Genomic DNA, 15,047 nt, shown 5'->3' with positions numbered 1-15,047 from the left:
CCCATCTATTCCCTGTACGTTCCAAAGCACAGGTTGGATTCAGTATGTCAGACGTTTTCTCTGCCACACCGCATTTTTTGAGCCAATCACACGGTAAAACGATCACAGCCCCGCCTGGACGATTTCCTGCCAACGCTTATTAAGCCGCTTGAGCGATACTGGCTCTTGTGTACCCAGCGGTTGCGCAAACAAGGACACACGCCATTCCTCGAGCAGCCACCGGAACTCCTCAAGTGCTTCTCTATTAGCGCTGCCGCGATCTACCGCTTCTTTCCATGGTACATAGACTGACTCAAACTCAACCATGGACTGACGATCGCGGGCAAGGTTCCCTTGCAACTTATCAATCCGGTACTCCATAGCCCGTAGATAGCGGGTGAAACACTTCAACCTTGACCATGGAACTTCGACAAGAAACCCCGGAGCCAACAGGCGCTCCAGATGGGCTTTGGTATCACTGAATGCCATGGCTTTATCCATTGTAACGGCGCCCCTGAGACTCTTCAGCACACCGTGTCGAATCTTCAACCACTCAACAAACTGGGTAAGCAACTCCCCCAGATGTTGATGTAGTCGGCTTCGCCGCTGAATTCTTACATCAAATTCCTCAGGCGTCCGCGGCAGAGCCTCATCAAGAGGCAGCATGACATGGGTATACACCGCATCAACAAGCTCGCGTGTAATCTCACTCTCAGAGCCCATCCCTTTAGCAAGAAGCCAGTGAGACTTCATTTGGGTCTGAATAGCTTGGCGCAGATCGCGATCCATTCCTGCAAGGCGCTGGCGAATCAAGGCTAATACCCCTTCACGGTGCGAAAGCTCAGCCTGCGATTCACTATTCTCGGTTGTCAGCACTACCTGATCGCCGTCACTCTTAAGGCATGGGTAAGATCTCACTGGCAAGCCGGCCACTTCGGCCTCTGTTGACTCCGGCAATGCGCCAAAATCCCAGTCATTCACCGTATGCCCGGCAAACCGGTCATCAAGAAGAACGTATTCAGACGTTTCACCACTTACACCAACAATCTCAATTAGTGCCGCCAGGTCTCTGCTTTCGGCAATAACATCATCGCCGTTGAGAACCCTGAAATTCATTTTCAAGTGAGACTCGATCGCATCATTCATCAGCTCTTCTGGCGTTACGCGCTCGGGCCTTAATGTCTGATTCAGAAATTCCGCCAGCTGGATATAGAGTCCACCTTTGGAAGCTGCAGCCTGATTCAGAAAGCGGGTTGCCGTATCTGGCACAGGCACAAACTGCTTCCGCACTGGCTTTGGCAACGCTTTAATAATGGCTACAACTTTTTGGTGAATAAACCCCGGAACCAGCCATTCTGTCAGCCTTTCATTAACCTGAGGCAGCATCTGAGCAGGAACGGTTAAGGTCACCCCATCGTCGGGGCTTCCGGGCGCAAAGGTGTATGACAACGGAAAATTAATACCATTAATTTCCAGCTCGGCGGGGTAATCTTCACTGGATATTCCGCGAGCGGCATCCGACAGAAGAAATTCACGAGTAAGATACAATTGCCTTTTATCGGCGTCTGACGCACGTTTAAACCAACTTTCCAGTGCTCTGCGGGAAAAAACACCTTCAGGAAAATATCTTTCGTAAAAATCGATCAGCGCATGATCATCAATGACAAGATCACGCCGGCGCGACTTTTCTTCGTACTCAGTGACCTCTGCAATCAGTTCAATGTTTTTGCGATAAAATTCAACATCAGATTTAAGCTGCTGCGCGACCAGCGCTTCCGTAATAAGAATCTGACGACTTTCTTCAGGGTGAGTTTTCGAATAATCGACACGTTTTTTCGGGTTTACAACCAGGCCGTACAGCGAAGACTGCTCAGTCGCCACAACCTGGCCTCGCTGCTGTTGCCAATGTGGTTCGAAGTACTGATATTTAAGTAACTCCCGACCACATTCTTCAATCCACTCGGGCTCCACCCTGGCAACCATGCGCGCAAACAGCTTGCTGGTCTCGACTAATTCTGCTGCTACCAACCACTTAGGTGGTTTCTTATAACCGGCACTCCCCGGCGCCATCACGAAACGTCGGTTACGAGCACCTATGTATTCCTTCTGCTCTGCCCTGAAACCGATATGACTCAACATCCCTGAGAGAATGGCTTTGTGCAACGCCTCATAAGAAGCAGGCTCGGAATTTGTCGATACATCCATATCACGCAGCATCAGATGCAGCTGACGATGAATATCCCGCCATTCGCGCATCCGCATATAAGACAGATAATTTTTCTTACACCACTTACGTAGTTGGCTCTGACTCAGTTCCTGGCGCTGTGTTTCGAAGCCATTCCAGAGATTAATCAGCGTTGCAAAGTCGGAATCATCATCAGCCCATTGCCTGTGTTTTTCAGCAGCCGCCTGTTGTTTTTCCTGCGGTCTTTCTCTTGGATCAGCAACGGTCAGGGCTGCGGCAACAACCATCATTTCAGTCGCACAATTTCTCTGTCCTGCGGCAATCAACATGCGCCCGATACGTGGATCGACCGGTAACCGGGCCATGGTCCTGCCCGTGCTGGTAATTTTTTTTGCGTTATCGACGGCACCGAGTTCGGACAACAGTGTATATCCGTCTTTTACAAAACGATCGTCAGGTGCATCAACAAATGGGAATTTCCGGATGTCACCCAAGCGAAGATTCAACATCTGCAGTATCACGGCTGCAAGATTAGTTCGACGAATTTCCGGATCGGTAAATTCTGAGCGCGACAAAAAATCCTGCTCTTCATAAAGTCGGATGCAGGTTCCGGGCTCTATACGGCCGCAACGCCCTGCCCTTTGATTTGCACTAGCCTGAGAAATCGCTTCAACCGGCAGACGCTGCACTTTTGTGCGGTAGCTGTAACGACTGATTCTCGCCACACCGGAGTCGATAACATAGCGAATACCGGGAACCGTCAGCGAAGTTTCAGCCACATTGGTACTGAGCACGACGCGACGCCCGCCATGAGGGCGAAATATTTTCTGTTGATCAGCAGAACTCAACCGCGCATACAGCGGTAGAATATCAGTCGCGGGCAATTGCTGACGTCTGAGGAATTCAGCACATTCCCTGATTTCCCGCTCTCCGGGCAGAAACACCAGGGTGTCACCCGGACTACCCTTAGCCTTGTCGATTGAGCGCAATTCTTCGAGCGCCTCAGCTATCCCTTCAAATAAAGAGCGATCTTCCTCGTCGTCATCATTACGAACCAGCGGACGATAAAGAACATCAACAGGATGCGTCCGGCCCGACACCTGAATAACCGGTGCATCATCAAAGTGCTGAGAGAAGCGTTCAACGTCAATGGTTGCAGAAGTAATAATCACCTTAAGGTCAGGACGCTTGGGCAGTAACTGCTTGAGGTAACCCATCAGAAAATCAATATTCAGGCTACGCTCGTGTGCTTCATCGATAATGATGCAGTCGTACTCATTCAGGAAACGGTCGTGCTGCGTCTGAGCCAGTAGAATACCGTCCGTCATGACCTTAATACGGGTGTCATCGCTCGACTGGTCTGTAAACCTCACCTGATAGCCCACCGTCTCACCTAGTGGGCTGTTTAATTCCTCAGCTATTCGCTGTGATACTGAGCGCGCAGCAAGGCGTCGCGGCTGTGTGTGGCCAATCCGTCCATACACACCCAACCCCGCTTCAATACACATTTTCGGTAACTGAGTCGTCTTACCCGAACCTGTTTCACCGGCAATGACAACCACCTGATTTTCAGAAATCAGAGACAGAATTTCTGACCTCTTCTCACAAACAGGCAGGTTTTCAGGGTAATTAAGTGCAGGATTAGTACTTCGGGCTGCAACCGCTTGCTGACTTTTTTCTATTCTGGAGACCAGCTTAGCCAACTGCTTTTGCTGTTTATCAAGGGGTTCTTTTTCAATGCGACGAAGTGCGTTACGGACCGGGTGCCGATCGCGGATAAGACAATGCGTCAGGGATTTTTCGAGTTCAGAGAACATCTTGGTTACTTCGTTAGACATGTATCCCGCCAGTCAGAAACAAAAACGCCCCGGAAACCGGGGCGCTCAGTGTAACACGTCGCAAAGCCTTATTTGTGCTTGGCCAGCTCCTCGTCACGAAGCTCACGACGCAGGATCTTACCAACATTCGTCTTCGGCAGTTCGTCACGGAACTCAACGATCTTAGGCACTTTGTACGCGGTGAGATTCTCTCGACAGAAGGCAATAACATCTTTATCCGTGAGCGATGGGTTGCTTCGGACAACAAACACTTTCACGGCCTCAGAGCTTTTAGGGTCTGGTATACCAATAGCAGCTGCTTCAACAATGTCTTTATGGGAAACAATGACGTCCTCCACTTCGTTCGGATAGACATTAAAGCCAGAGACGATGATCATATCTTTCTTACGGTCGACGATTTTTAGGTAGCCATCGTCGTTGATAACGGCCATGTCACCCGTCTTCAACCACCCGTCTTTGGTCATTGTTTCTTCAGTCGCTTCAGGACGCTGCCAGTAGCCCTTCATGACCTGAGGTCCTTTCACGCACAGTTCACCAGCTTCTCCGAGGGGCAACTCATTACCTTCTTCGTCGATCACCATGCAGGCTGTATTCGCAACAGGCATTCCAATGGTGCCCTGCTTGATGCGCGTGGTCGGGTTAAAGGATACAACAGGTGAGGTTTCGGTCATGCCGTAACCTTCGGCTACTTCACACCCTGTCACCGCTTTCCACTCATCAAAGGCAGCTTTGGTCAGCGCCATACCACCTGACACAGTCAGCTTGAGCTTGCTGAAGTCCAGAGCACGGAAATCTTCCTGAGCGCAGAGCGCCACAAAAAGAGTGTTAAGCCCCACAAATCCAGTGAAGTCTGTTTTCTGCAGGGTCTTAATAAAGCCAGGAATATCACGGGGGTTCGGGATCAGGATACTGTGATTACCAGTCTGCAGAAGCACCATGCAATGCATGGTGAACGCATAAATATGATACAGAGGCAGAGGACAGATAACCGTCTCTTCCCCCTCATTCATAACCTGTTTGAATACACCGTATGCTTGCGCCATGTTGGCCATCAGGTTGCCATGGGTAAGCATTGCGCCTTTTGCGACGCCTGTAGTGCCCCCCGTATATTGCAGTACTGCGATATCATCAGAAGTTGCGGGGGCGCTGGTGTAAGGCTTGCCCTTACCTTTGCTGAGTGCTTTGCGCAGTGGAATCGCGCCAGGAATATTTGCTGCAGGCACCTCCTTCTTCACGTACTTAAGCACTGTATTGATCAGGGTTCTTTTCAGCGGACAATGCATGTCACCTACGTTTGTTACAATGACATGCTTAATGCCTGTTTTAGGAACGACACGCTCCACCTTGTCACCGAAGTTAGCCAGCACAACCAGAGCTTTAGCACCTGAGTCGTTAAACTGGTGCTCCATCTCGCGCTCGGTGTACAGAGGATTGGTATTTACAACGATGATCCCAGCTCGCATCGCGCCAAATACGACGACCGGGTATTGCAGTACATTCGGCAGCTGAACCGCAATACGATCACCTGCCTGAAGGGACGTTTCGTTCTGAAGAAAAGAGGCGAACGCAGCACTTTTTTCATCCAGCTGGGCATACGTCATGGTCTGCCCGAGACATGTAAACGCTGGAAGTTCAGCGTACTTTTTAACGAAACCATCAAAGATTTCGGTAATGCACGAAAACTCATTAACGTTGACTGTCTTTGGATACCCCTCGGGGTAACGCTCCTGGAAAAACTGTTCGTTCATCTCTACCTCCAATCACTGAAATTATCTGCGGCGCAAACCGACGTCATCGCTCTCGAGTTTAGCGACATTGCGTCAAGTGGGCCAGTATCCGATACGGATAAAAAAAGCCCGGCATCTGCCGGGCTTCTGGGTATCAAGGGTTAAAGCGGATTGGATATTCCACCTTAGTAACCTCGACGTTTGGTCGACTTTCAAACGCCATTTGCTGGCACTTGAGTTCAACACTGCGGATCAATCGAGCATCTTTAATTTCGCTCTTCGCAGCTTTACAGGAGGTCACTGAGCCATCCGGCTGAATCGTCAGTGCAAGAGTCACAGAGCCCTCAAGCGTCGGATTCTTACGTAAAGCCCGACGATACAACCTGTCGTAGTGTACGTTGTATGCTTCGAACACAAGTCTGAGCTCTTCCTGGCTACGCTTCTTCGACTCTTCTGCTGCGGCAACCGCCTCTGCAGCCACCTCAACCGTCGTTGTCGCGCGATCACCAAGGTTCTCTCCTGACGTGACATTGGTCAGCGATGCTACATCCACACCTCCAGAGCCCCGGCTCGCCGCTGTGCGATCCACTACTGAGCCGACGTTAGTCGCCTGAGTACCCTTAGTACTGAGCGATGAACTTGAAGTGCTTAGCGCAGTAGTAGGAATCGCCGAACGCAAGTCGCTCAAAGCCTGAAGTGCCTCGGTACCTACTGCATCGCGTGCTTTCTGCTTGGCGGCCTGGCGCTGCTGCTCAGTTGCTTCAACCTTGGGCTTAGGCTCGGGTTTAGGCTCCGGCTTTGGCTGAGGTTTCGGTTCTGGCTTAGGTTCAGGCTTGGGCTCTGGCTCGGGTTCAGGTTCCGGCTTAGGCTCAGGTTTTGGTTGCGGCTTCGGCTCAGGCTTCGGTTTCGGAAGCTCCTGCTTTTTACGCTCAATAACCTTTGCCAGCTGCGGCGGCAGCTCTTCCAGCTCGGATCTGTCCTTTTCAGGCAGGTCGATAAAAGGAACCACAACACCAACCAATAACATCAGCGCCAGCAGTACGCCCAGGATCGTCCAGAGGCGGCGACCGTCCTCTCCGTCTGTCCAAGGCAACTCAGGGGTGCGATAAATACTGCTCATCACGCACCTCCCGGCTGCTTCTGATTGACCGCCAGCGAGATATTGGCAAAGCCAGACTCGGCACAAGTACTCATGATTCTTTTCAGGACTGAGTATTCCGTTGCCTTGTCACCCACAATCGTCACTGGACGACTATCTTCACCCTCGGCAATTGGTGTACGACTGGCCTGATATTCAAGCTCGGAGAGCAATGAAGGAATAACCTCCTCATCACCCTGCTTAACCGCAGACAGTTGTGCCACAGAACGCCCCTGAACAAGAAGATCGGTATCTGTCACCAGAACCGTCAGTTGCTCTTCAGGCTTGTTCTCCGATACAGATACGGGGAGCTCAACGCTGTCCGTATTCTGCACTTCCACCTCTGACTGATTCACCATGAGGAAGAACACCAGAATGGTGAAAATATCCATCAGGGCTGTCAGGTTCAGACCATTTTTGTTGGCATTACGTTTGTGATTGCGCTGCATGCGCTTAGCGCGACGTGACATTTTCATGGTGCCACCTCCTGCGCTTCTGCTTCACCCAGAGAAATATCCGGGAACAGCACAGCATCTACCAGGGACGCAGCAACCACCGCAGGGTAAATGCGCACGGTATCCATAACGGTTACCAACGTCTGGTAATCCGTATTGGGCTCTGCAAGCAGAGTAATGTCTCTTTTTTCTGCAAATTCAGGATTTTTCTTGGCTTTCTGAAGGGCTTCTGAAAGGCCTTCGTAGTCAAGTTCTCCAGACTGAGCAGGAATAGAAGCCAGTTCAACTGTCTCTTCCTGATAAGTCCGGGAGAGAGTGAATCCTGTCTTCCTGATCGTCACTTCAAGCGTGACATCCTCCGGGTTAACGGCGCCTGGCTCATCGCCAGAAGGTAACCTGAGATCCAGTACGGCCAGCTGCGAGAAAACCATGTTCATCAACAGCACTGGCACCAGCACGATCATCAGGTTCATGAAGGATGTTACGTTGAGTTCCGCCTCTTCTCTGATTTTCTTATGGCGTCTCATCGAACGACTCCTGATTAACCGTTATTTGAAGGAGTGCCGTTTTGTCCTGCCTTTTTATCCGTGATGGTATTTAGGAACTTAACGCCTGCCATCTCGATGCTGTCGACGATTTCAGATGTTTTGGTCTGCAGGTAGCTATGCAGCAGAATCAGAGGGATGGCTGCAATCAGACCAAATGCGGTTGTGTTCATCGCGACAGAAATACTTTGCGAAAGAAGTTCGGCTTTCTCAGCAGCCGGCGCACTGGCGACTGCGGTGAATGCCGCGATAAGACCCATAATAGTACCCAGCAGACCCATAAGGGTTGCGATATTAGCCAGGGTCGCAATATAAGGCGTGCGTTTTTCCAGCTGAGGGATCGCTTCCATCAGGCCTTCTTCCAGCGCGTACTCAACCTCTTCACGACGTTGGGCAGTCGGGATACGCTGGATGCCGGACGCAAAAATATTAGCGATATGAGTATCAGAGCTGTTAGCGTAGTTGAGCGCTGAACGCAGATCACGCTTCTGCAGCATGGGGTACATTTCATCGAAGGCACGGCGGTTACCCGACTTTTCCTTCGCCAGGACGAGCAAACGTTCAATTGCGACAGCGAGACCGATTACCATGATGATTGCAATCGGGTACATAAATACACCACCTTCCTGAAGGAAGCGAATGATGGAATCCATTGGATATCTCCGGTTCTGATACTATTGTTGTTCTGATAGGCAGCTCATTAAGCTACATACGGGCTGATTTAACCATTATTTCTCTGCAGAAAAAACCGCAGTTCATTCTATTTCCAGGACTTCGTTTAGCCTTGTGACGTGATCCTCTTTTTCGTTATAACGCTTCCCATAACGTATCTCTCGCTTCAGGCTGTCACGGGTCAATGGTCGGAACCAGTGACGATTGAAGCTGGTAACAGGCTCATACAGTCGCCCCGTTCCCGGAGGCGGCTGCCAGGCATTAATATAGAGGACATTGGGATTTTCGCTATTCCCACGAATCGTCATTCCCTGCAGGCGAACGACATCATCATCAGCAGACAATGCTTCTGTACTGATGAGCATCAAAGGTAAAAGCAGAGGTATAAGCAAAGTCATCAGGTATCTCATATTGCCTCCCCTTCGGCCGCGCCCTGTTCAGTAGTTGTTGAATCAACGGGCGCAGAGTTCTCATCTACCTGCTCAGGCATAACCGCCTCATCAGCGGGTACTACTTCCTGAGAGTTTTCTTCATCGACAACACCCTCCTGGGCACTAATGTCGGTTACCTGGCTTTGTATTACGCCATCCGTAGTTTCGTCGGCTGGCGTTTTTAACGAGCTATACCATTCATCAATACTTGCTGGATCAGCCTCGTCGACACCTGCTCTCCGTGCGAGATCGACCACCCAGATATTTAACTGCTCGTTATCAGGCATCAATCGACGCGCCTTACGGTAAAATTCAAGCGCGCTCTCAAGGTCATTACGATACAGATCCAGAAGGATCCCAAGGTTGTAATAGTGGCGCCCGTCATCGGGATCACAATCAATAGCAGCGTAATAACTCGCTTGAGCATCATCAAAACGCCCCAGCTCACGATAAGCTACACCACTCAACGAATGAACCGGGCAAAAAGTCGGATCTATAGTTTCAACCTGTTCGTAAGCGGTGGCGGCCTCTTCATAATTGCCTAGGTGATAATGCGCGAGTCCCAGGTTGCTCCACACTCCCGGATACTGGCCAAAAACAACGGACATATCTGCCCAGTGTTCTAGTGCCTCGTCAAAACGTTCGTCCTCCATAAGCGACAAACCATCACGGTATTCATTTTCAAATCCCTCCGGAAGAGGTTCCGCAACAGGCTGACCATCAGGGCCAAGCTGGGCCGAATCCTGAATTGCAGGCTTATTCGACGCACAGGCACTCAATAATAGAATCAGTAACGCACTAGCGAATCTGATCAACATAGGTCACCGCTTTTTCTTGTTTGTCGTATTGGCCCGGCATCAATCTAGCCATAGACCGGAAACTTTTTTTAACCCATTCATCATAGAGACCATCATAGGTCCTGCTGATGTTTGTCTGATGAATATCAATCGCAGCTTCTTCCAGAGGAAATGCCTGATCCTCGAGCAGGAATGTGTATTCTTCTTCTTCGAGTTCATCCATGCCAGCCGGGCGTTCAGATTCCATCAAACCGCGACTGAACTTGGCATACATATCACCAATATGGAAAGTCGCAGGCGTGGTAAACTCCAGAACTTCCATCTCAACGGCCTGGGTATAACGTTTAAGCGCCCCTTGCATAGCGTTGTTCTTACGCACAATACTTTTCGCCAGAGGCAGAGTTATTTCTATATCATCGAAGCGGCGCCGATCAAACTCACCCAACTCAAAGGCCGCCTTAGAGGCCAGATAACGAGATCGATCTGTTCTATCATCGCCAGCACGAGAATGGAGACTGATAATTTTGTCTAACCAGAAACGGCGTTTTTCTTCTTCACCTAGTTTTGCGTATATCTGATCAAGCTTATAGTGCGCTTCAATAGCGGGATCAAAAGGACGTTTGTACGTATGTGCATAGCGTCGATACATTACGATAGCGTTATCGTAATCCTCGGCCTTCTCGAAATACTCCGCCGACTGGAAAGCGGCGATTCGTTTCTCTTCATCGTCCGTCCCAGAATCCGAGATGGTTTTCAATTCAAAGGCTGCCTGGCGCCACTCACCCTGCCCCTCATAAGCAATAATTAATTTACTGCGAATATCATTTGAGAACTTACTGTTCGGATGATTTTCACGGAATCCAAGAAGCACTTCTTCAGCTCGAGCGAAATCTTCTGTCTGCATCAGCAAGGTCGCGGCATCGTATTCTGCGTTTTCACGCAGATCACTTTCAGGCACAACCTCAGCCAGTCGCAACCATTGCGCTACCGCTTCTTCTGGATTTTCTTCCTGCGCAGCTTCGCCCTGTTTATAAATTGCAGCCGCTGACTTCTGGCGAAGATCAGCGCGCTGCTTACGATTCAACTCTGAATACTCAGAGGCAGCAAGAAGCGCTGTTTCAGCCTCTTCAAACTTCCCTAGCTCAAAGGCTGAATGCCCCTGCACCAATGACGCACCGTAAGAATACCGCGGAGGTAGTTCAACACCGCTTTCCTGTGCAAGCCGGGCCGTAGTCAACGCCTGGCCATAATATTCATCCGCGAGAAGCATCTCAGCAGTATTCACTAAAACGGTTCCACGTCGTTCATCCTGCGGAAATTCGAGAACAAATCGCTTAGCACTTGCAACGGTCAGCTGACGCCAGCGCGCTTCTTCTTCGGGCGTTGGCTTATATTTATTGTATGCGAGCAACGCCGCATAACCCGCTTCAGCAGCGTTCTCGTAGAATGGATATTGATAAGCAACAATTTCATAGTTGTTGCGTGCATCGTCGTAATTTCCAATCTCGTAAGAAATTTCAGCCAGTAAAAAGTGTGCTTTTACCGCATCAGGTGCTTTAGGGAATGAGCGGATATACTCTCGATACCAGCCGGCGGCCTGCTCCAGTCGTTCACGCTTATCACGCGCTGATTTTGTTTGCTGACCCCAGCCGTGCGCAAATGTGGCGAGATCCCAGATATAGTCACCCAAAGCAACGGTAATCAGAGTGCGCACTTCTTCACCATGGGTCTCCCAATAAGGGGATCCGACACCGAAACGTTCGATAAAGATCTCTTTGTGCTTCCTGCGCAGCATCGGGTATCCGGCTTTTTCATATCCTGAAATCAAACGACGATAATAGAGCGGAGCCCGATCGTCATCCGGGAAGCGATCAACAAATGCCCGCAGGGTTGATGCCGAGCTTTTGTAGTATTTCTTTTCGTAATACTGATTAGACAGTTCGGCGTAAATCCGATATTCGAAGTACCTGGTACCGTGCTCATCATAGAAGCGAGCAATTTCGTTCCAGTCGCCGAGATAATCGAACATTAATGCCATAATACGCAGCGTATCGTTCAATACTTCCAGTTCGGCACCGTCCGCAGCCATCAGCGTTTCATCGTCTGGGAAATGCTCATCAATCATCTCCGTAAAGGAGAGCAAGCTATCTTCCAACCGGTTTTGCTTAAACAATGCCCAGCCGCGGAAATACTGCGCATCAAGGTAGTACGGGTTGCCTTTAAAGCCAAACTCTACAACCTGAGTAAAGCGACTTTCCGACGCTTCGAAGTCGTTGACGTTGTATAGCATTCTCCCTAGCCGGAACTGAGCTTCGAGATAGTAAATAGACTCGGGGTAACGCTCGGTTAATTCTTCCAGCACAGCGATGGCCTGATTCTGTCGACCAGCCAACGAATACGCCTTCGCCAATTGATAATAGATGGTGTCGTTATCTATTCGATCAGGATAGAGTTCAAGGAGGGCTTCATAATCGCCAATAGAGGCTTCGGCCATCTCCCGATCTTCTTCTACCATGGCATCGATATCATCACCAAGCTGATCCATTCGGGTCTCGTCCCATTGGAGCTTCAGGCCGGCGATACGGTGCGCCACACGAACGCGCAATTCAGGATCAGTGGATACTTCCAGATAGGATTTATAGCTGCGAATCACATCACGATGATCTACACCCAGAGGTTCATCGGACGCTGTGCGAACGGTAAGCGTGCCAATGTCTGAGATATACTTACGCTCGTCTTTTTTACCCAACCAACTACAGCCAGAGCTGACTACTACGAGCATTACTAATACCAGAAAACGGAACAACATTACTTAACCGCCTCCTGTTTTTCATTTTCAGGCTCATAGTCGAGCGAGCCAAATTCATTCTGTAGTGAATCGTCGTAGAGGCGAGCCAGCGCCAGGCGCGCCTGTGCGAGATAAAGCGTCAGGCGTTCATCGAGCTCTGTGAGGTGCTGTTTTGTCATTTCTGTGAGAAGTGCTTCCTGATCACGCTGAATCTCTGCGACATTTGAATCCAGCGCGGCAACTCTCTGCTGCAATAGACCGACGCGTTCAGGAAATCCACGCCATGAACTATCAGCCCAAATCAGGGATGTACGTGTATTCTCTAATTGACGGAATAATTTGTCAGTTTCAGAGCGCAATATCATATGGTCGCGCTCGGTATCCCACTTACGTTGAGGCTGCGCTTCATATATTGACCAGAGCTGCAGCCCCCTCATCCGCCGCCAGCGTTCTTTATATGGCGCAAGATCACGGGTCGGCGTGCCTATTTTCTGGAGCAAAGTAACCGCAGGAACGACGCTTCTTAAACGCTCGATGCGGGCTTCATCACTTCTGGATGCGTAAGAGAAAACCGTTTCATCTTCGTCCAGGAGTCTGTCCTGAACAGCAAGAATGCTTCGAAGAACATCCATCTGACGCTCTTCGAGTTGTTCCAGCAGGGCCTCACCACCCATCGCTTCGAGATTCTCCCGGCGCTGGACGAGGATATCTTCCCACAAGGTCAACTCACGCATCGCTTCTGCGAGATCAGCACGGATCCGATCAAGGTCATGAAGCCGCGCCAACTCTTGCGTAAACGCTTCTTCTTTCAGTAATCCCTGAGCAAAACGCGTTACCTGGCTTTGTGGCAGATCACCAAGCGCCTGTCTCTGCCAGCCCCAATTCTCAGTTTCATTCGACTGGCGCCACTCATCAAGCCAATTACCCAGTGACTCTTCCTGGTTGAGTTGTTTCAGTTCCCCGACCATATCAGTCAGGCGCTCCTCAACACGTTTATACGCCAGCACAGACTGGTTAACAGCATCGACCAACTCAAGCGTGTGAGGTACTGCAAGGTAGGATTCAACAACCGCAGGATGGTATTCATCGTAGAGCTGCTGCAGGATACGCCAAGGCTGAATAGCATCTTCGTAGCGCCACTGAGCCAAAAGATTCCATCCGTAATGCAATAAGGCGGGCGGAGTAAATACAGATTCCAGGGTCACGTCTGAAAAATAGCGGTTAGCCATTGCATGCTTATCCCGCTCCATCGCAGCAATACCAGAAATCAGCAGAATGCGATCACGCAGAGCCGTGCCTTCTTCGTTGTCTGGCAAGTAGAAAATCGCTTCATCAATCGTCGCTTCGATATCGCGACTTCTGAAATTCTGACGAACCATCGCCAGAATGAGGTTGTAGCGCGCATACCCCGTCCAGATGCTCGCGTCTTCCATACCCTTGACTACAATCAGGGCTTCTTCGACCCGATCCTGCTCACTGATACTACTGGCCAAGAGATAAGAAAGCTCCTGGTCATAACGCCGACTGAGAGCAGGCGATGCTGCCAGTGCATTCCGTGCAGCCTGCTCTGCGCGGCCGTAGAAACCTGCACTGAAAAGGCGTTGCGTCAAGAAATACCAGGCGTCTCCAGATGCGCTTCCGCCCTGTTCAAATACAGCGTAAAAGAGATCCTCCGCCTGATCCTCGAGCCCCAGCGACAGATAGACCGCAGCCCTCATGACTTCAGCTTCTGCCTCTGGCGTGGTGTTGCTACCAATAAGCTCTTTCCATTCGCGTAAATAGTAAAGCGTCTGGTAATACTCTCCGACGAGGTACGAATAATAAAAATTACCGCGCAGAAGTCGTTTTTCAGCGTCTTCGTTGACGCCTATACCTTCGATATCGTCGAGGTCAATATCGATATCATCTTCTGCTGCGCTCTCTGCGTATACGCTCACACTGAACAGCGCCAGCGGTGCCAACAGAAGTAGAAGAAATAGTTTCTGCATCAAATTACCAGTACTTCAGCTGCAACCGTGCGCTCTGCAGGTCATCACGGTCGACGATCAGGAGTTCTGTAATAAGCGGTTTACCGGTTTTGCTGATCATTTCAGTGATCGCAAGTTCACGCCCCTGACCTTGATGGTCGACACCGCGAATTGTCACAGACACTTGATGCTTGCCCGGTGCAAGGTTGAGATCACCCAGAGGCTGCACCGCGCCCATACGCAAGGCTTTTACCTGACGCTCAGTATACAGATGCTGGAGTTCAAGCTTGCCATCTACCGAGAGTTCAACTGACAGAGGTTCAAAATATTCACCGTGATTAAGAGTCACATGAAATGCCGCCCGAGTCGTGGCTGGGCTCAGAAGCTCCCGCTCCAGCTCGTAGAGGTCACGATTAAGCTCAAGTACGGCCTCTTTTGCTGTCATCACCTGTTCGCGTACCGCTGCGTCCTCCGCCATGACGGCAGAGGCAAACAGCATGCTCAGAACTAACAGAAATTTCATTG

Annotated in this window: 11 protein-coding genes; all 11 read right to left on the bottom strand. The window is 50.3% G+C overall.

Translation table 11 applies throughout. The features are described 5' to 3' along the window. Positions 1 to 102: 102 nt before the first annotated feature. The gene (gene hrpA / locus BW941_RS06630) at positions 103 to 4,002 is read right to left on the bottom strand and encodes an ATP-dependent RNA helicase HrpA (protein WP_076514821.1); all 3,900 of its coding nucleotides are present in this window, start codon (positions 4,000 to 4,002) and stop codon (positions 103 to 105) included. Positions 4,003 to 4,070: 68 nt separating this feature from the next. After that, entirely contained in the window at positions 4,071 to 5,750 is a 1,680-nt protein-coding gene (locus BW941_RS06625; RefSeq protein ID WP_076514820.1) for an AMP-binding protein, read from the bottom strand. A gap of 133 nt (positions 5,751 to 5,883) precedes the next feature. Next, positions 5,884 to 6,849, bottom strand: a complete 966-nt coding sequence (locus BW941_RS17820) for an AgmX/PglI C-terminal domain-containing protein (RefSeq protein WP_175607874.1) — start codon at positions 6,847 to 6,849, stop codon at positions 5,884 to 5,886. Next, positions 6,849 to 7,343 carry an ExbD/TolR family protein gene (locus BW941_RS06615; RefSeq protein ID WP_076514818.1) on the bottom strand — a complete coding sequence of 165 codons (495 nt, stop codon included), beginning with the start codon at positions 7,341 to 7,343 and terminating at the stop codon, positions 6,849 to 6,851. The genes BW941_RS17820 and BW941_RS06615 overlap by 1 nt, the downstream gene beginning before the upstream one ends. Beyond that, entirely contained in the window at positions 7,340 to 7,849 is a 510-nt protein-coding gene (locus BW941_RS06610) for an ExbD/TolR family protein (RefSeq protein WP_076514817.1), read from the bottom strand. Before BW941_RS06610 ends, BW941_RS06615 begins: the two co-directional genes overlap by 4 nt. Positions 7,850 to 7,863: 14 nt before the next feature. Next, positions 7,864 to 8,520: a MotA/TolQ/ExbB proton channel family protein gene (locus BW941_RS06605; protein ID WP_076514816.1), complete on the bottom strand. Its 657-nt coding sequence runs from the start codon at positions 8,518 to 8,520 to the stop codon at positions 7,864 to 7,866. Between the two features lie 102 nt (positions 8,521 to 8,622). Next, a complete protein-coding gene (locus BW941_RS06600; protein WP_139325766.1) occupies positions 8,623 to 8,937 on the bottom strand; it encodes a hypothetical protein in 315 nt (104 codons plus the stop codon). Positions 8,938 to 8,945: 8 nt separating this feature from the next. Further along, complete coding sequence (locus BW941_RS06595) at positions 8,946 to 9,788, bottom strand: tetratricopeptide repeat protein (protein ID WP_076514814.1); 843 nt, start codon at positions 9,786 to 9,788, stop codon at positions 8,946 to 8,948. Then, the gene (locus tag BW941_RS06590) at positions 9,769 to 12,576 is read right to left on the bottom strand and encodes a tetratricopeptide repeat protein (protein ID WP_076514813.1); all 2,808 of its coding nucleotides are present in this window, start codon (positions 12,574 to 12,576) and stop codon (positions 9,769 to 9,771) included. The genes BW941_RS06595 and BW941_RS06590 overlap by 20 nt, the downstream gene beginning before the upstream one ends. Further along, the gene (locus BW941_RS06585) at positions 12,576 to 14,543 is read right to left on the bottom strand and encodes a hypothetical protein (RefSeq protein ID WP_076514812.1); all 1,968 of its coding nucleotides are present in this window, start codon (positions 14,541 to 14,543) and stop codon (positions 12,576 to 12,578) included. The genes BW941_RS06590 and BW941_RS06585 overlap by 1 nt, the downstream gene beginning before the upstream one ends. A gap of 4 nt (positions 14,544 to 14,547) precedes the next feature. Beyond that, complete coding sequence (locus BW941_RS06580) at positions 14,548 to 15,045, bottom strand: hypothetical protein (RefSeq protein ID WP_084188709.1); 498 nt, start codon at positions 15,043 to 15,045, stop codon at positions 14,548 to 14,550. Positions 15,046 to 15,047: the final 2 nt, after the last annotated feature.

This window comes from Thalassolituus maritimus, from assembly GCF_900156675.1.
GTDB lineage: Bacteria > Pseudomonadota > Gammaproteobacteria > Pseudomonadales > Oceanobacteraceae > Thalassolituus > Thalassolituus maritimus.
Note: the sequence above shows the minus strand (reverse complement) of the source record. Positions and strands in the feature narration are given on the sequence as shown.

What these genes read in the sequence shown, in the direction of transcription:
- BW941_RS06580 (WP_084188709.1), bottom strand. Translation starts at nt 15,045, where the DNA reads ATGAAATTTCTGTTAGTTCTGAGCATGCTGTTTGCCTCTGCCGTCATG.
- BW941_RS06610 (WP_076514817.1), bottom strand. Translation starts at nt 7,849, where the DNA reads ATGAGACGCCATAAGAAAATCAGAGAAGAGGCGGAACTCAACGTAACA.
- BW941_RS06605 (WP_076514816.1), bottom strand. Translation starts at nt 8,520, where the DNA reads ATGGATTCCATCATTCGCTTCCTTCAGGAAGGTGGTGTATTTATGTAC.
- BW941_RS06590 (WP_076514813.1), bottom strand. Translation starts at nt 12,576, where the DNA reads ATGTTGTTCCGTTTTCTGGTATTAGTAATGCTCGTAGTAGTCAGCTCT.
- BW941_RS17820 (WP_175607874.1), bottom strand. Translation starts at nt 6,849, where the DNA reads ATGAGCAGTATTTATCGCACCCCTGAGTTGCCTTGGACAGACGGAGAG.
- hrpA (WP_076514821.1), bottom strand. Translation starts at nt 4,002, where the DNA reads ATGTCTAACGAAGTAACCAAGATGTTCTCTGAACTCGAAAAATCCCTG.
- BW941_RS06600 (WP_139325766.1), bottom strand. Translation starts at nt 8,937, where the DNA reads ATGACTTTGCTTATACCTCTGCTTTTACCTTTGATGCTCATCAGTACA.
- BW941_RS06615 (WP_076514818.1), bottom strand. Translation starts at nt 7,343, where the DNA reads ATGAAAATGTCACGTCGCGCTAAGCGCATGCAGCGCAATCACAAACGT.
- BW941_RS06595 (WP_076514814.1), bottom strand. Translation starts at nt 9,788, where the DNA reads ATGTTGATCAGATTCGCTAGTGCGTTACTGATTCTATTATTGAGTGCC.
- BW941_RS06585 (WP_076514812.1), bottom strand. Translation starts at nt 14,543, where the DNA reads ATGCAGAAACTATTTCTTCTACTTCTGTTGGCACCGCTGGCGCTGTTC.
- BW941_RS06625 (WP_076514820.1), bottom strand. Translation starts at nt 5,750, where the DNA reads ATGAACGAACAGTTTTTCCAGGAGCGTTACCCCGAGGGGTATCCAAAG.